15 protein-coding genes are annotated in these 17,114 nt (G+C 59.1%); 10 read left to right on the top strand and 5 right to left on the bottom strand.

Annotated elements, in window-relative coordinates; translation table 11 throughout:
- Window positions 1–6 precede the first annotated feature (6 nt).
- Entirely contained in the window at window positions 7–2,058 is a 2,052-nt protein-coding gene (gene metG / locus PSH79_RS21800; protein WP_305439540.1) for a methionine--tRNA ligase, read from the bottom strand.
- Between the two features lie 155 nt (window positions 2,059–2,213).
- Between metG and apbC the strand changes: the two genes are divergently transcribed.
- Window positions 2,214–3,308, top strand: a complete 1,095-nt coding sequence (gene apbC / locus PSH79_RS21795) for an iron-sulfur cluster carrier protein ApbC (RefSeq protein ID WP_187678162.1) — start codon at window positions 2,214–2,216, stop codon at window positions 3,306–3,308.
- A 95-nt stretch (window positions 3,309–3,403) separates the two neighbouring features.
- Here the strand turns inward: apbC and PSH79_RS21790 are convergent, their stop codons facing one another.
- Window positions 3,404–4,162, bottom strand: a complete 759-nt coding sequence (locus PSH79_RS21790; protein ID WP_095190486.1) for an SDR family oxidoreductase — start codon at window positions 4,160–4,162, stop codon at window positions 3,404–3,406.
- Between the two features lie 162 nt (window positions 4,163–4,324).
- Between PSH79_RS21790 and PSH79_RS21785 the strand changes: the two genes are divergently transcribed.
- From PSH79_RS21785 to groL, 4 genes are all read left to right on the top strand, one after another.
- Complete coding sequence (locus PSH79_RS21785) at window positions 4,325–5,056, top strand: HugZ family protein (protein WP_305439537.1); 732 nt, start codon at window positions 4,325–4,327, stop codon at window positions 5,054–5,056.
- 65 nt (window positions 5,057–5,121) lie between these two features.
- Window positions 5,122–5,598, top strand: coding sequence for an FxsA family protein (locus tag PSH79_RS21780; protein WP_305439535.1), 477 nt, complete (start codon window positions 5,122–5,124; stop codon window positions 5,596–5,598).
- 260 nt (window positions 5,599–5,858) lie between these two features.
- The gene (locus tag PSH79_RS21775; protein ID WP_305439534.1) at window positions 5,859–6,152 is read left to right on the top strand and encodes a co-chaperone GroES; all 294 of its coding nucleotides are present in this window, start codon (window positions 5,859–5,861) and stop codon (window positions 6,150–6,152) included.
- A gap of 50 nt (window positions 6,153–6,202) precedes the next feature.
- A complete protein-coding gene (gene groL / locus PSH79_RS21770; RefSeq protein WP_305439533.1) occupies window positions 6,203–7,849 on the top strand; it encodes a chaperonin GroEL in 1,647 nt (548 codons plus the stop codon).
- A gap of 193 nt (window positions 7,850–8,042) precedes the next feature.
- Here groL and PSH79_RS21765 read toward each other — a convergent pair whose 3' ends face one another.
- Window positions 8,043–8,786 carry a phosphatase PAP2 family protein gene (locus tag PSH79_RS21765; RefSeq protein WP_305439532.1) on the bottom strand — a complete coding sequence of 248 codons (744 nt, stop codon included), beginning with the start codon at window positions 8,784–8,786 and terminating at the stop codon, window positions 8,043–8,045.
- Between the two features lie 219 nt (window positions 8,787–9,005).
- Here PSH79_RS21765 and colR point away from each other — a divergent pair, with 219 nt between their 5' ends.
- From colR to PSH79_RS21740, 5 genes are all read left to right on the top strand, one after another.
- Window positions 9,006–9,689: a two-component system response regulator ColR gene (gene colR / locus PSH79_RS21760; RefSeq protein ID WP_305439530.1), complete on the top strand. Its 684-nt coding sequence runs from the start codon at window positions 9,006–9,008 to the stop codon at window positions 9,687–9,689.
- Window positions 9,679–10,953, top strand: a complete 1,275-nt coding sequence (locus tag PSH79_RS21755; protein ID WP_305439529.1) for a HAMP domain-containing sensor histidine kinase — start codon at window positions 9,679–9,681, stop codon at window positions 10,951–10,953. Before colR ends, PSH79_RS21755 begins: the two co-directional genes overlap by 11 nt.
- A gap of 161 nt (window positions 10,954–11,114) precedes the next feature.
- The gene (locus PSH79_RS21750; protein ID WP_187678153.1) at window positions 11,115–11,783 is read left to right on the top strand and encodes a class I SAM-dependent methyltransferase; all 669 of its coding nucleotides are present in this window, start codon (window positions 11,115–11,117) and stop codon (window positions 11,781–11,783) included.
- Between the two features lie 4 nt (window positions 11,784–11,787).
- Window positions 11,788–12,504: a lipopolysaccharide kinase InaA family protein gene (locus PSH79_RS21745; RefSeq protein WP_305439528.1), complete on the top strand. Its 717-nt coding sequence runs from the start codon at window positions 11,788–11,790 to the stop codon at window positions 12,502–12,504.
- 2 nt (window positions 12,505–12,506) lie between these two features.
- Window positions 12,507–12,734: a hypothetical protein gene (locus tag PSH79_RS21740; protein WP_034153490.1), complete on the top strand. Its 228-nt coding sequence runs from the start codon at window positions 12,507–12,509 to the stop codon at window positions 12,732–12,734.
- Window positions 12,735–12,818: 84 nt separating this feature from the next.
- Here the strand turns inward: PSH79_RS21740 and PSH79_RS21735 are convergent, their stop codons facing one another.
- Together PSH79_RS21735 and PSH79_RS21730 are read right to left on the bottom strand one after the other, a co-directional pair.
- Window positions 12,819–15,848: a multidrug efflux RND transporter permease subunit gene (locus PSH79_RS21735; RefSeq protein WP_305439525.1), complete on the bottom strand. Its 3,030-nt coding sequence runs from the start codon at window positions 15,846–15,848 to the stop codon at window positions 12,819–12,821.
- A gap of 13 nt (window positions 15,849–15,861) precedes the next feature.
- Window positions 15,862–17,010, bottom strand: coding sequence for an efflux RND transporter periplasmic adaptor subunit (locus tag PSH79_RS21730; RefSeq protein WP_305439524.1), 1,149 nt, complete (start codon window positions 17,008–17,010; stop codon window positions 15,862–15,864).
- Window positions 17,011–17,114 lie beyond the last annotated feature (104 nt).

Below are 17,114 nucleotides of genomic sequence, written 5' to 3'. Positions count from 1 at the left end.
ATAGACTTACTTGATGCGCTGACCCGGCTTGGCGCCGCTGTCCGGGCTCAGCAGGTAAATTTCTTCACCGCCAGGCCCTGCCGCCATCACCATGCCTTCGGAGATACCGAACTTCATTTTCCGTGGCTTGAGGTTGGCGATCATCATGGTCAGGCGACCGTCGAGCTTGGACGGGTCCGGATAAGCACTCTTGATCCCCGAGAACACGTTGCGTTGCTCGTCACCGATGTCCAGGGTCAGGCGCAGCAGCTTGTCAGCACCTTCCACGTGTTCAGCCTTGACGATCAGTGCGACGCGCAGGTCGATCGCGGCAAAGGCATCGAAGTCGATTTCCGGCGACAGCGGATCCTTGGCCAGTTCGCCGTTACCTGCCGGGGCGGCAGCACCGGTGTCGGTCTGGCTGGCAGTCAGGTCTTCTTTGGAGGCGTCGCTCATGGCTTGCACTTTTACCGGGTCGATGCGGGTCATCAGCGGCTTGAACTCGTTGAGCTGATGGTTGGCCAGCAGGGTAGTGTGGTCGTTCCAGGTCAGCGGCGCGACGTTGAGGAATGCCTCGGCATCGGCGGCCAGCAGCGGCAGCACCGGTTTGAGGAAGATCACCAGTTGGCGGAACAGGTTGATGCCGGTGGCGCAGATCGCCTGGACTTCATCCTGCTTGCCTTCCTGCTTGTTCAGCGACCATGGCGCCTTGTCGGCGATCCAGGCGTTGGCGCGGTCGGCCAGCGCCATGGTTTCACGCATCGCGCGGGCGAAGTCGCGGGCTTCATAGGCGTCGGCAATGCTTGGCGCGGCGGCGAGGAAAGCTTCGGTCAGCTCTGGCGCGGCATTGTTGTCGACCAACAGGCCGGCGTTGCCTTTCTGAATGAACCCGGCGCAACGGCTGGCGATGTTGACCACTTTGCCGACCAGGTCAGAGTTGACCTTCTGTACGAAGTCTTCGAGGTTCAGGTCGAGGTCATCGACGCCTCGGCCCAGTTTGGCCGCGTAGTAGTAGCGCAGGTATTCCGGCGACAGGTGATCCAGGTAGGTACGGGCCTTGATGAAGGTGCCGCGGGACTTGGACATCTTCTGACCATTGACGGTCAGGTAGCCGTGTACGTTGATGCCGGTCGGCTTGCGGTAGCCCGCGCCTTCGAGCATCGCCGGCCAGAACAGCGCGTGGAAGTTGACGATGTCCTTGCCGATGAAGTGGTACAGCTCGGCGGTGGAATCCTTGGCCCAGAACGCATCGAAGTCCAGCTCCGGCGTGCGGTCGCAAAGGTTCTTGAAGCTGGCCATGTAGCCGATTGGCGCGTCCAGCCACACGTAGAAATACTTGCCCGGCTCGCCCGGGATCTCGAAACCGAAGTACGGCGCATCGCGGGAGATGTCCCACTGTTGCAGGCCGGCGTCCAGCCACTCGGCGATCTTGTTGGCTACGGCGTCTTGCAGGGTGCCGCTGCGGGTCCATGCCTGCAGCATTTCCTGGAAGTCCGGGAGCTTGAAGAAGAAGTGCTGGGAATCCTTGAGCACCGGGGTGGCGCCCGAGATGGCCGACTTCGGATCCTTCAGGTCAGTTGGTGCGTAGGTTGCGCCGCATTTTTCGCAGTTGTCGCCGTACTGGTCTTCGGTGCCGCATTTCGGGCAGGTGCCCTTGATGAAGCGGTCGGCCAGGAACATTTTCTTTTCCGGGTCGAAATACTGGGTGATCGAGCGTTGGGCAATGTGCCCGGCGTCACGCAGCTTGAGGTAGATCTGGCTCGACAGCTCACGGTTTTCTTCGGCGTGAGTGGAGTGGAAGTTGTCGAAGTCGACCAGGAACTCGGCAAAGTCGGCGCTGTGTTCAGCCTGCACGTTGGCGATCAGTTGTTCCGGGGTGATGCCTTCCTTTTCCGCGCGCAGCATGATCGCCGAACCGTGGGCGTCGTCGGCGCAGACATAAATGCATTGATTGCCGCGATGCTTCTGGAAGCGCACCCACATATCGGTCTGGATATATTCCAGCATGTGGCCAAGGTGAATCGAACCGTTGGCGTAGGGCAGGGCGCTGGTGACGAGGATCTTGCGTGGTTCGGACATGTGGGGCTTCGCTACTTGATGAAACGGAGGTCGGCCACTATAAAGCGCCGGCCAAGATATTTCACCCCTGCAAATCGTTGCTGGGCATGCCGTCCTGAGGATAGAAGGGGTAGGATAGCGGCCATCTTTTCCCAGTCTTGTTATCGGAGTTGCCCATGAGTGCCGTCACTCGCGCAGCGGTGGAAGCCGTCCTCAGCCAATACACTGACCCTTACCTGAACCAGGACCCGGTCAGCGCCGGTTGCGTGAAAAACATCGAGATCATCGGTGATCGCGTCAATGTCCAACTGGAAATCGGTTATGCCGCCGGTCTGTTCAAGAGCGGCTGGGCGCAATTGCTGCAACTGGCCATCGAAAACATCGACGGCGTGGTGATCGCCAGGGTTGAAGTCAACAGTGTTATTGCCGCGCACAAGGCGCAGGCACAGATTCCGGGACTGGCCAACGTCAAGAACGTGGTCGCCGTGGCGTCGGGCAAGGGCGGCGTGGGCAAATCGACCACCGCGGCCAACCTCGCACTGGCATTGGCTCGTGAAGGCGCCAAGGTCGGGATTCTTGACGCCGATATCTATGGCCCGAGCCAGGGCATCATGTTCGGCATCCCCGAGCGCACTCGCCCAGAGGTCAAGGATCAGAAGTGGTTCGTGCCGCTCAAGGCCCACGGTGTCGAAGTCATGTCGATGGCGTTCCTGACCGACGACAACACGCCAATGGTCTGGCGCGGGCCGATGGTTTCCGGCGCGCTGCTGCAACTGGTCACGCAAACCGCGTGGGGCGATCTGGATTATCTGGTCATCGACATGCCGCCAGGTACCGGTGACATCCAACTGACTCTGGCGCAGAAAGTCCCGGTGGCTGGCGCCGTGATCGTCACCACCCCGCAGGATCTGGCGCTGCTCGACGCGCGCAAAGGCGTGGAGATGTTCCGCAAGGTCAACATCCCGGTGCTCGGTGTGGTTGAAAACATGGCTGTGCACATCTGCTCGAACTGCGGCCATGCCGAGCATCTGTTCGGTGAGGGCGGTGGTGAGAAGCTGGCGACTCAATACGGCGTCGAACTGCTGGCTTCGCTGCCGTTGTCGATGCTGATCCGCGAACAGGCCGATGGCGGCAAGCCAACGGTAATCGCCGAGCCGGACAGTCAGATTGCCATGGTCTATCAGGAACTGGCCCGACACGTTGGCGCGCGGATTGTGTTGCAGGAAGCGGCAACCCCGGCGATGCCGAACATCACCATCAGCGACGATTGATTGGCGTCGCCAATTAAAAGATCGCAGCCTCCGTCTGCTCCTACAGAAAAGCTCTGTGTAGGAGCTGTGGGAGGCTGCGATCTCTTGATCTTGCTTTAGATCCGCAACCCGCCATCCATCTCCAGAATCCGACCGGTGTAGTAGTCGTTCTCGAAGATGTACGCCGCAGAATGGGCGATCTCTTCCGGCTTGCCCATGCGCTTGAGCGGGATCCCCGCGGTCATCTTCTCCAGCGCTTCGGGCTTCATGCCCAGGGTCATCTCGGTTTCGATGAAGCCCGGGGCAATGCCCGCCACACGAATGCCATACCGCGCCAGCTCTTTTGCCCAGGTCACGGTCGCTGCCGCCACACCGGCCTTGGCGGCGGAGTAGTTGGTCTGGCCTACGTTGCCCGCGCGGGAGATCGACGAGATGTTGATGATCGCGCCGCTGTTTTTCAGCTCGACCATTTTTGCTGCCACTTCACGGGTGCACAGGAACACGCCGGTCAGGTTGACGTCGATCACCGCTTGCCACTGGGCCAGGCTCATCTTGGTCATTTCGCCGTCCTTGACCTTGAGCAGCAGGCCGTCACGCAGAATCCCGGCGTTGTTGATCAAACCGTGGATCGCGCCGAAATCCTCGGCGACCTGAGCAACCATGTGCTCGACCTGTTCTTCATTGGCAACGTTGCACAGGTAGCTGCGCGCCTCGACGCCCTTGGCCTTGCAGGCCGCGACTGCGTCGTCGAGTTTTTCCTGGTTCAGATCGACCAGAGCCAGCTTCGCGCCTTTACCGGCGAAATACTCCGCCATCGAGCGGCCCAAACCCTGGCAACCGCCAGTGATAATGATTACTTTGTCGTTGAGTTGCATTCGCATGCCCCGATAGCAGGTCTGAGTGGTTGTCCTTTAGAGAGCCTCTCGATCTGCGCCCGACATGGCCTGGCTGCACATGAGAACTGCCCCGAAGGTGACTGGAACATATCCCAGGCACCTGTCCGTTTTTTCGACGGATTCTATTTAAGGAGTCATAAATTGAGCGTTGAAGTGGCGAAGAATGCCCGAGAATTGCTTCTCAAGGAATACCGGGGAGTGCTGTCGACCCACTCCAAATCAATGCCCGGTTTTCCCTTTGGCTCCGTCGTGCCGTATTGCCTGGACGAGCAGGGCCGGCCGCTGATCCTGATCAGCCGCATCGCCCAGCACACGCACAATCTGCAAAAAGACCCGAAATGCTCGATGCTGGTGGGTGAGCGCGAGGCTGATGACGTTCAAGCCGTTGGTCGCCTGACCTATCTTGCCGAAGCGCAAAAGCTTGAAGACACCGCCAGCATTGAAGCGGCGGCCGAGCGGTATTACCGCTATTTCCCCGATTCGCAGAACTACCACAAGGCCCACGACTTCGATTTCTGGGTACTGAACCCGGTGCGCCATCGCTATATCGGCGGTTTTGGTGCGATTCACTGGATCGATCAGCTGACCCTGGCCAACCCGTTTGCCGGCAAAGCCGAGATCAGCATGGTCGAGCACATGAACAGCGACCACGCCAAGGCCATCGCGCACTACGTCGATCTGGCCGGGCTGCCGAAAACCGTGCCGGCGCAACTGGCCGGGATCGACAGCGAAGGCATGCACCTGCGCATCGGTCAGGCACTGTACTGGCTTCCGTTTCAAGCGCCATGTCATACGCCGATACAAGTGCGCGAAGCCTTGGTTTCTCTGGCTCACGCAGAGGTTTGGCCAAAAAATGCGGTGGCCGACGCTTGAATTCACGAAAGGGCGACGTCATCTAAGGCTTACTGCAAGGCATTTCTTGCGTTGAGGAATCTTTGATGCGCCCTTTTTTGTTGCTCTTTCTGCTGTTTCCGGTGCTGGAGCTGTTCGTATTCGTCAAAGTGGCAGGGGCTATCGGGTTTTTCCCGGCCCTGCTGCTGATCGTTCTCGGCTCGATGTTCGGTGTGTTCGTGCTGCGCGTCGCCGGTCTGGCCACCGCACTGCGTGCCCGTGAAAGCCTGAATCGCGGTGAACTGCCTGCGCAAACCATGCTTGAAGGCCTGATGCTGGCACTGGCCGGTGGGCTGTTGATCCTGCCGGGTTTCATCAGCGACGTGGTCGGTCTGGTGATGCTGCTGCCGTTCACCCGTCGTCTGCTGGCGAACAAAATGCGCCAGCGCGCCGAAGATCAGGCCATGCGTCAGCGTGCCTTTGCTGACGACCTGCAACCCCGTGGCGGTCCTGCACCGCGCGAGCCTATTGGCCGCGAAGGTGATGTGATCGAAGGCGAGTTCGAACACCGCGACAGTAAATAACGTCTGCATCGACACGGCACCTTCGGGTGCCGTGCTCGTTTTTGCGCTGCTTTTACGACCAGCAACTGCGAAATTTTTTTAGCTGCGCCCTTGTAATAAGCTTATGCGCCCCTATGTAACGGTCACCGAAAGGTTTCCGACATTCGAGTCGGACAGACTTCCGCGGCTCGCTCGACGAACCGCAACCGGCGCAGGCCGGATTTGTTAAACCCGCCGGGACTACACCGGCCGATGAAAACCACAATTAGGAGAGATCGACAATGAAGCTTCGTCCTCTGCATGACCGCGTCGTTATCCGTCGCAGCGAAGAAGAAAAGAAAACCGCTGGCGGTATCGTCCTGCCAGGTTCGGCTGCTGAAAAAGCCAACCACGGTGTGATCGTCGCTGCAGGCCCAGGCAAGACTCTGGAAAACGGTGAAGTACGTGCGCTGGCCGTTAAAGTCGGCGACAAGGTTGTGTTCGGTCCTTACTCCGGCAGCAACACTGTGAAAGTCGACGGCGAAGACCTGCTGGTAATGAGCGAGAACGAAATCCTCGCTGTTATCGAAGGCTGATCCCCCCGTTCATTTTCCCGCTACTACAAAGTATTTAAGGAATATCGATCATGGCTGCTAAAGAAGTTAAATTCGGCGATTCCGCCCGCAAAAAAATGCTCACCGGTGTCAACGTCCTGGCTGACGCAGTAAAAGCGACCCTGGGCCCTAAAGGCCGTAACGTGATCATCGAGAAGAGCTTCGGCGCTCCGACCATCACCAAGGACGGCGTTTCCGTCGCCAAAGAAATCGAACTCGAAGACCGTTTCGAGAACATGGGCGCGCAGCTGGTCAAAGACGTTGCCTCCCGTGCCAACGATGACGCAGGTGACGGTACTACCACTGCTACCGTTCTGGCTCAGTCGATCGTCAACGAAGGCCTGAAAGCCGTCGCTGCCGGCATGAACCCGATGGACCTCAAGCGCGGCATCGACAAGGCGACCATCGCCATTGTCAAAGAGCTGAAAAACCTGTCCAAGCCATGCGCTGACACCAAGGCCATCGCTCAGGTAGGCACCATCTCCGCCAACTCCGACAGCTCCATCGGCGACATCATTGCCGAAGCCATGGAAAAAGTCGGTAAAGAAGGCGTGATCACCGTTGAAGAAGGCACTGGCCTGGAAAACGAACTGTCGGTTGTAGAAGGCATGCAGTTCGACCGTGGCTACCTGTCCCCGTACTTCGTCAACAAGCCGGAAACCATGGTTGCCGAGCTGGACAGCCCGCTGATCCTGCTGGTCGACAAAAAGATCTCGAACATCCGCGAAATGCTGCCAGTACTGGAAGCCGTTGCCAAAGCCGGCCGTCCACTGCTGATCGTATCGGAAGACGTTGAAGGCGAAGCCCTGGCGACTCTGGTCGTGAACAACATGCGTGGCATCGTCAAGGTTGCAGCCGTCAAGGCTCCAGGCTTCGGCGACCGTCGCAAGGCCATGCTGCAGGACATCGCCGTTCTGACCGGCGGTACCGTTATCTCCGAAGAGATCGGCCTGAGCCTGGAAAGCGCCACCCTGGAAAACCTGGGCAGCGCCAAGCGCGTGACCATCTCCAAGGAAAACACCATCATCGTTGACGGTGCTGGCGTAGAAGCCGACATCCAGGCGCGCATCGCTCAGATCCGTGCTCAGGTTGGCGAAACTTCGTCCGACTACGACCGTGAAAAACTGCAAGAACGTCTGGCCAAGCTGTCCGGCGGCGTTGCAGTGATCAAGGTTGGCGCTGGTTCCGAAGTTGAAATGAAAGAGAAGAAAGCCCGCGTTGAAGACGCCCTGCACGCAACCCGCGCAGCCGTTGAAGAAGGCGTGGTACCTGGCGGTGGCGTTGCGCTGATCCGTGCTCTGGAAGCCATCCTGGACCTGAAAGGCGACAACGCTGATCAGGACGTGGGTATCGCTGTGCTGCGTCGTGCTGTTGAAGCACCGATGCGCCAGATCGCTGCCAACAGCGGTGACGAGCCAAGCGTTGTGGTCAACGAAGTCAAGAACGGCAAAGGTAACTTCGGTTACAACGCTGCGACTGGCGAATACGGCGACATGATCGAAATGGGCATCCTGGACCCAACCAAGGTGACCCGTTCCGCTCTGCAAGCTGCATCGTCGATCGGCGGTCTGATCCTGACCACCGAAGCTGCAATTGCCGACGCACCGAAGAAAGACGGTGGCGCTGGTGGTGGCATGCCAGACATGGGCGGCATGGGTGGCATGGGCGGCATGATGTAAGCCAGCCTTATCCCCTGTAACGCAAAACCCCGCCTGCGATAAGCAGGCGGGGTTTTTTATTGCCCGAATTTCAGCTTTGCACCAAACCCTGTGGGAGCGAGCCTGCTCGCGAAGGCGTCGAATCAGTCAACATGAATGCTGAATAACACACCGCATTCGCGAGCAGGGTCGCTCCCACATTTGGATCTGTGTTTCAGGCGCTGACCGGTTGTGCCTTCACTGCCGCTTCAGCCTTTACCGCCGGTCGATACAGCACCCAGTAATACGACCCCAGACAAATCAGCCAGCAGAAAATCGCAGTCCACACGTTGTGCGAAAAGAAGTGCGCGCCCTGCATCATTCGGCTGATCGAGAAAACCGAACCCAGCGCAAAGGCAAAGATGAACGCCTGTCTGGCCAGACGCGGACGGCGATCACGCAGCACAAAGAACAGCGCAAACAAAGTGAACCCCGTCGCCGCATGGCCACCGGGCCAGCAGCGGCCGGGCTTGTCGGTAGGTGGGCGGTGGTCGAGCAGTTTGCTATAGGTTTCATGGCCGCCGAATTGTTCCAGGCTCCATGGGCATTGCACGGCTGTCACCGCTTTGACCGGTGTCACGAATGAAGTGGCCAGACCGAGCGAGAGCACCAGGCACCCTAACTCGCGTTTGAACGGTTTCAGCCGATCGATGAAAAACGAACCTATGAAGCCGAGAATGGCGAACACTGAAAAAGCGATCACCACTTGCTTGGCGCGGTCATGCAGGATGTCTTCAAGGAAGAAACTGTGGCGGCCGATGAAGTCGCCCGCGACCGGGTCGTAAAACAGCCGGGCCAGATCCATGTCCAGATCGGTCAGTTCCAGCAGCACCAGAATCAACGCCGCGAAGGCGGGAACGCCAAGGCACAGCCAGAAATTCAGCGGCCTTGAAACAGGTCGGGCAAAGGTCGACACCATGGCAATTCCTTGGTCGGTAAGTGGGTTCGATGAGCGCAATTGCGCGGAGTCTGCGCGTGATGGCGTTGCTGATTTGTTAACCGAAAGTGAAAAAAACGTTGGCTGGCGCAATCTGTCTCTTTATCGATAAACAACCCGACACACGCCTAGCCCTGAGCCACACTTGGCCGTAAGCTGCGCGGGCCACGACGGCCGTTACCGTGTACGGAAGAGGTGCCCATGCGAATTCTATTGGTCGAAGACAACCGCGATATCCTGGCCAATCTGGCCGATTACCTTGGGCTCAAAGGCTATACCGTCGATTGCGCCCAGGACGGACTGTCGGGCCTGCATCTGGCGGCCACCGAGCATTACGACCTGATCGTGCTCGACATCATGCTGCCCGGGATTGACGGCTACACCCTGTGCAAACGCCTGCGCGAGGATGCCCGCCGCGACACCCCGGTGATCATGCTCACAGCCCGCGATCAACTGGACGACCGCTTGCAGGGCTTCAAGTCCGGGGCGGACGATTACCTGATCAAGCCATTCGCTTTGTCCGAACTGGCTGCGCGGGTGGAAGCGGTAATGCGTCGTACCCAGGGCGGCGGACGCCGTACGTTGCAAGTCGCTGATCTGAGCTACGACCTCGACACCCTGGAAGTGACTCGTGAAGGCAAGTTCCTGAAACTCAACCCCGTCGGCCTTAAGCTGCTCGCGGTGTTGATGCAGAAGAGTCCGCACGTGCTGCGCCGGGAAATTCTTGAAGAAGCGTTGTGGGGCGATGACTGTCCGGACAGCGACAGCCTGCGCAGCCACGTCCACCAACTGCGTCAGGTGATCGACAAACCGTTCGCCAAGCCACTGCTGCATACCGTGCACGGCGTGGGTTACCGCTTGGCCGAGGGCCGTGATGGAGTTTAAGCAAAGCCTTTCCCAGCGGATCATCATTGCTTTCGCGCTGATGAGCGCACTGGTGGCCGGTGCATTCGCCATGGGTATCGTCGCGACGGTGCATCTGGTAGAGGAAAAACTGATTTCAGCGGGGCTGGGCGGCGATTTGCAGCGTCTGTTGCTGATGGACAATGTCTCGGACTGGAGCCATCGCCCAGAGCCGGACCAGTTGTTCTATTTCAGCGGCGGCCCGGGCGATTTCGACTTGCCCAAGGATCTGCGGCATCTCGATGCGGGGTTCCACGAGGTGTTCCGCGAGCAGCTGTCGTATCACGCGATGGTCGAAATCGTCGATGGTCGGCGTTATGTGCTGCTGCAGGACCAAAGCGATTTCGAAGAACGCGAGCGCGTGTTGTTTGCCGTGGTGCTGGTGGGCTTTGTGCTCAGTCTGGCGTTGGCGGTATTCCTCGGCTGGGTGCTCGCGCGCAAAGTCATGGCGCCGGTGGTGCGGCTGGCACGTCAGGTTCGCCATCGCGATCAATTGCTGGGTTTGGCGCCACCGCTGGCGCCGGACTACGCCGCTGACGAAGTCGGAGAACTGGCCGTGGCGTTCGACGCCACGCTGGGGCGTTTGCGTCAGGCTTTGACCCGCGAACGGCTGTTCACCAGCGATGTCAGTCACGAATTGCGCACACCGCTGATGGTGTTGGCCAGCTCTTGCGAGTTGCTGCTGGAAAACCCGGCGATCGATCAACGCGGTCGCTCACAGGTCGAGCGTATTGCCCGGGCCAGTGAGGAGATGCGTGAACTGGTGCAAACCTTCCTGATGCTCGCCCGTGCCCAGCGCGAAGACGCGGGAGCGGCGCCGCAACAGAATCTTGCCCAAGTGGCTGACAGCCTGCTGTGTGTCTGGCGTGAACCGATCGAAAGCAAAGGTTTGAATTTGCAGTTCGAAGCCGGCAACCCCACCGCGACCTGCTACAACGCGACGTTGCTGACGGCGGTGATGGGTAACCTGTTGCGCAACGCTTGCCATTACACCGAGCAGGGTTTCATTCGTCTGACGCTCCGCGCCAACGGGTTTGTGGTCGAGGACTCTGGCGTAGGCATTCCCGAGGAGAAACGCGAGGCGATGTTCGAGCCGTTTGTCCGTGGCAGTGAAAAGCGCGGCGAAGGCCTGGGGCTTGGCTTGTCGCTGGTGCAGCGTATCTGCGAAAACCAGGGCTGGATTGTCAGTTTGAGTACGATGGAGCCCAATGGCTGCCGCTTCGAAGTTGATCTCGGCAAAATCTGACGCAAATAGTGGCTCCATGCTACTCCCGCCAACCTGTCCAAATCCTGTATAACGCTGTAATAATTTGCCGGTTTACCTGACAAAATTTTCACAACTGGATGACCTGACGCTGACATGCCGCTCCTTAAGGTGGTGTCATCAGTCATTCAGGAGTGCAGGTGATGACCGGCCCCATCAAACTCGATTTTTCCGAAAAGTACGACGATCAACATGCGCAGAAATATTTGCGCAAGCATAAGGCAAGCCTGGGGCGTCGCCTGTCTCATTTGCGTGACGAACAGCTGGCCCGCAAGGCGCTGGCGCTGGCCGGCGAACCGGGCCTGGTGCTGGATTTGCCGTGCGGCGCCGGACGCTTCTGGCCGTTACTGGCGGAAAAACCCAACCGGGTGATCATCGGTGCGGACAATTCCGAATCGATGATCAAGACGGCGATGGAAGGACAACCGGCAGAAGTGGTGAAACGGGTACAACCTTTGCACACCTCTGCGTTCGACATTGCCTTGCCGGATAACGCCGTCGACAGCATTTTCTGCATGCGGTTGCTCCATCACATCGGTGAGGCCGAACACCGCCGGGCGATTCTTCGCGAATTCGAACGCGTAACCCGTGACAGCGTCATCGTTTCATTGTGGGTCGACGGCAATTTCAAAGCCTGGAAACGCAAACGTGCGGAGAAGGATCGTCCCAACCGCGATTATCAGAATCGCTTTTTGTTACCGGCGGCAACAGTCGAAAAAGAATTTGAAGAAGCGGGTTTCCGCATTCAGGAACAACTGGACTTTATTCCGCTCTATGCGATGTGGCGGGTTTACGTATTACGCAAGAGGTAACAGGATGGCAGTGCAATTTGCAGCAGAAACGGAAGTCGCTTCCCAGGATAGCTTCGACTACTACTGGAGTCAGCGCGGCGAGTGGGTCGAAGAGCCCAACGTTCGTCGTGGCGGTGAAAGTGGTGTGCAACGCGTGACGGGGCAGGACGGCCAACTGTTGTATGCCAAGCGCCAGACTGGACACATCTATCGCAGTTGGTTGCATCCGTTCGGACGTCCGACGGTTTTGCGCGAACTCGATGCCCTGACCGGCGTCAGCAAACTCGGTGTGCGCGTGCCGCAAATCGTCTTCTGCGGTGCTCAGCCTGATCCGCAGCACAAGTGGCGCGCGCTGTTGGTGACCAAGTCCCTGGACGGTTTTCAGGAACTGGAACATTGGCTGGCGGCGGCTGGCGGTCGTGATCATTGTGGCGATGCGATCTATGAGCGCGTGCTCAAGGATCTCGCCGAAAACCTGGCGCGCATGCACAAGGGCCGCTGGCAGCACAGCTGCATCTACATCAAACACGTATTTGTGCGAGTGACCGGTGAAGGCGATTCGGCCAAGGTCGAAGTCGCACTGATCGATCTGGAAAAATGTCGCCAGCGCCTGACCGCCTATCGCGCCGCCTCCCATGACATGAAGCAATTGCGCCGCCACTCGTCGTTCCGCGACGCGGACTGGAAGAAACTCGTCTACTTTTACGAGACGGCGTTTGGCAGCGCTATCAAAGGTTTATAGCGATGAAACTCGAAATTGCACGAGGTTTGTTTTTGGTTGGAGCCTTGGCAGTTGCTTCACTGGCGGTGGCTGCCTGGGAGCAGCCCCGCATGCAGGTGGTTGGCGCGTCGGTAGACGATGCTCACTGCGCGGTACCACGGGTGGCGAAAGCCTCCGTGGCGACCAAACCCGATCATGATTTGCTGCTGTTCATGTTCGGCCTTTCTCAAGGGATGAGGCCACAGAGTTGAACCGATTGAAGCCCACATAAAAGGCCTCGCATCTGCGAGGCCTTTTTTTATGGATACAAATCCCCCCTACAGGGGCATGGTCCGTCAGGGTTTGGGATCGGGTTTGGCCAGCAGGGTGTAGATGCACGGCAACACAAACAGCGTAAACAATGTCCCGATCGACATCCCCGTCGCAATCACCGTACCAATATCAAACCGGCTGACTGCCCCCGCCCCCGTCGCCAGAATCAGCGGCACCATGCCGAAGACCATCGCCGCCGTGGTCATCAACACCGGTCGCAGGCGAATCGCCGCCGCTTCTTCCACCGCTTCGCGCGCAGTCAGGCCCTTGTCCTTGCGTAACTGGTTGGCGAATTCGACGATCAGGATCCCGTGTTTGCTGATCAGCCCGATCAGTGTCACCAGCCCGACCTGGGTATAGATATTCATGCTCGACCAGCCAAGGAACAGCGGAATCAGCGCGCCGCAGATCGACAGCGGTACCGTCACCAGAATCACCAGTGGATCGCGGAAGCTTTCGAACTGCGCCGCCAACACCAGGAAAATGATCGCCAGGGCCAACCCGAACGTCACCCACAACGCACTGCCTTCCTGCACGAACTGGCGCGACGCGCCGCCGTAGTCGAAGGCAAACCCGGCGGGTGCCTCTTCCCGGGCGATCTGCAACACGGTTTCAATCGCTTCGCCCATGCTCACCAAAGGGAATCCGGAGATTTTCGCCGCATTGAGCTGCTGGAACTGGTTGAGCTGACGCGGTCGCGCGCGATCACTGACTTTGATCAGGGTCGACAGGGGCAGCAGCTCGCCCTGGGTGTTTTTCACGTAGTAATTGTTCAGCCAGTCCGGGTTGTCGCGGTACGGCCGTTCGACCTGAGCGATGACCTTGTAGCTGCGACCTTCAATGGTGAAACGGTTGATTTCCGCCTCGCCAAGCAGCGTCGCCAGGGTGCCGCCCAGGTCCTGCATCGACACGCCCATCTGCGCAGCCTTGGCGCGGTCGATATCGACCACCACCTCCGGCTTGTCGAAGGCCAGATCGAGGTCGACGAACGCGAATTTGCCCGACTCCATGGCGCGTTTCTTGATCCGCTCGGCCACTTGCAGCAGAAGTTCGTAGTCGTTGGCGGTGTTGATCACGAATTCGAACGGCAAGCCTTCACCGGTGCCGGGCAGGGAGGGCAGGTTGAAGCCGAAGACCTGCAAACCGGGGATGCCTTCCAGTCTGCCTTGCACCTCGGGGAGGATTTCCATCTGGGTGCGACTGCGCTCGTTCCACGGCTTGAGCAGGAAACCGCCGATCCCGGCCTGCACGCCGTTGTAGCCATTGATCTGGAACGAGGAGTAGTACTCCGGGAATTCCTTGAAGATCTTGATGAACTCGTCGGTGTAGGTGTTCAGGTAATCCAGGTTGGTCGGCTGCGGGGCGCTGGCCATCATGAAAATGATGCCCTGGTCTTCGTCCGGCGCCAGTTCCGATTTGGTGAACTTGAGGAACACCGGGATCAGGCACAGCACGATCATCGCGAACACCAGCACCACCGGCCGGGTGTTCAGCGTGCCGTGGAGCATGCTCTGGTAGCGGCGCTTGAGGCCGTCGAAGATGCGATCGAGGCGATGCGCCAGGCCACTGGGATTTTCTTCGTGGCGCAGCAAGAACGCACACATCATCGGCGACAGGGTCAGGGCGACCACCCCGGAAATCACCACGGCCCCGGCCAGGGTCAGGGCGAACTCCTTGAACAGCGCCCCGGTCAGCCCGGTGAGGAAGCCGATCGGTGCGTAAACGGCCGCCAGAGTAATGGTCATCGACACCACCGGCATGGCGATTTCCCTGGCGCCCTCAAGCGCTGCGTCGTAAGGCGTCTTGCCTTCCTCGATGTGTCGGTGAATGTTTTCCACCACGACGATCGCATCGTCGACCACCAGACCGATGGCGAGCACCATCGCCAGCAGGGTCAGCAGGTTGATCGAGTAGCCCATCATTTGCATGAAGAACATCACGCCGATCATCGACAGTGGAATGGTCACCACCGGGATCACCACTGAACGCAGCGCGCCGAGGAACAGGAACACCACCACGATCACGATCAATACCGCTTCGAACAGGGTTTTCACCACTTCGTCGATGGAGGCCTGAATGAACAGGGTGGCGTCGTAGGCAATCTCGCTCTTGAGGTTGGGCGGAAGCTGGGCTTCCAGCTCCGGCATGATCTTGCGCACTTCCTTGATGACATCCAGCGGGTTGGCCCCCGGCGACGACTTGATGCCGATGTACACCGACGGCGTGCCACCGAACGAGCTGACCGAGTCGTAGTTTTCCGCGCCCATCTCGACCCGCGCCACATCACTGAGCAGCACACGGCTGTCGCCACTGACCTTGAGCGGAATCGCCGCGAACGCTTCAGCGGATTTCAATTCAGTGTTGGCGTTGATGCTGGTGACCACGTACTCGCCTTTCACTTCGCCCGCAGCGGAAAGGAAGTTGTATTGGCGCACCGCATTGGTCACGTCGCTGGCGCTGAGGCCGAAACCGGCGAGCTTCACCGGGTCGAGCCACAGGCGCATGGCAAACACCTGATTGCCGAGGATCTCCGCTTCGGCCATGCCCGGCAGGGTCGCCAGTTTCGGCTGGATAACCCGTGACAGGTAATCGGTAATCTGCGGGTTGCTCAGATCCTTGCTGAAGAAGCTGATGTACATCAGCGCCGAGGCGTCGGCAGACTCTTTGCTCAGCACCGGATCTTCAGCGTCCTGCGGCAGCTTGTTCTTCACCTCGTTGGCCTTGGCGAGCAGCTCGGTGAACAAGCGGTCGGTGTTGGAGCCGATGCGCGCGTAGATCGAAATCGTCGAGAAGTTCTGCCGACTCACAGACGTCATGTAGTCGATGCCCTCGGCGCTGGCCAGGCTCTGTTGCATCGGCTGGGTGATATAGCCCTGAATGGTTTCGGCGTTGGCGCCGGGATACGCGGTGGTTACCGTGATCAGCGCGTTTTCCATTTGCGGGTATTGGCGCAGCGGCAGCTTGCTCCAGGCCTGGAAGCCCAGCAGCACAATCAGCAGGCTGACCACGGTGGCGAGCACCGGGCGGCGGATGAACGGATCAGTAAAAGCCATGAGGATTCCTTGATCAGTCGGCGCGGCGCGGACTGTTCTGCTCGCCGAGGGTCTTGTCGTCGCTGATGGCAATGTGAGCGCCGTTGTCCAGTTTGATCTGGCCGGCCGTCACCACTTGTTCGCCGCTCTGCACGCCCTTGTTGATCATCACCAGTCCATCGCGGCGCTCGCCGGTTTCGATGAAACGACGCTCGGCGATCAGCACCGGTTGGCCCTTTTCGTCTTTTTCGAGGCTGCCGTCCTCGGCTTTTTTCTGCCCGACCACGTAGATCGAATTGCCGTAGAGGGTGTAGGTGATCGCGCTCTCCGGCACCACGATATGTTTCTGCGGATCGGGCAGCAGCACTTCGAGACTGGCGAACATACCCGGCAACAGTTTGCCGTCCGGGTTGGCCAGGGTGGCGCGCACCAGCACGTTACGCGTGGTGCTTTCGACGAGCGGGTTGATCGCGCTGATCTTCCCTGAAAAAACTTGCCCGGGGTAAGCGGCGGCCGAGATATTCACCGGTTGGCCGAGGGCCAGTTTCGGCACCGATTGCTCGGGCACATAGAAGTCGGCGTAGAGGCTGCTCAGATCCTGCAGAGTGGCAATTTTGGTGCCGCTGGCGAGGTAGTCGCCGATGTCGACCTGACGGATGCCGATGGTGCCGCTGAACGGTGCGAGAATACGTTTTTTCGCCAGCGCAGCGTTGAGCTGATTGACCGTGGCCCGCTCCTTTTGCAGCACCGCCGAGAGTCGGTCGTATTCACCTTTGGAAATGGCACGACTGTCGATCAGTTGGCTGCCACGACCGAAGTCCAGTTGCGCCAGGCCCAGGTCGGCTTTGGCGGTCTCCAGCAGAGCGGCTTCAACGGCGCTGTCGAGTTGCAGCAGCGGTTGCCCGGCCTTGACCTTCTGCCCTGATTCGAATTTGAGCTCGGTGACGGTGCCGGAGGATTCCAGGCTCAGGTCGACACCTTGCAGCGCCTTGAGCGTGCCGACGGTGGGCAGGCGCATCTGCCACGGCTGCTCGCTGGCATTGGCCACGGCGACACTGATCGGCGGTTTCGGCTTGGAGAAGCCTTGAACCATGGTGTAAATCGAAAAGGCTTTGTACCCGCCCAGCACCAGGACGATCAGCAAAACAACACCCAACATGATCAGCATGCGGCGACGCAGCATATTTCCAGTTCCTTGGATAAATCAGGTGAGACAGGCGGGAACATTACTCCGAGTTCAGGGGGGATTCCAACTGGCAGTTTTTACAGGTTAGAGAGCATAGGACG

It is taken from the genome of Pseudomonas sp. FP2196 (genome assembly GCF_030687715.1).
Taxonomy (GTDB): Bacteria; Pseudomonadota; Gammaproteobacteria; order Pseudomonadales; family Pseudomonadaceae; genus Aquipseudomonas.
This window is presented reverse-complemented; position numbering and strand designations above follow the sequence as displayed.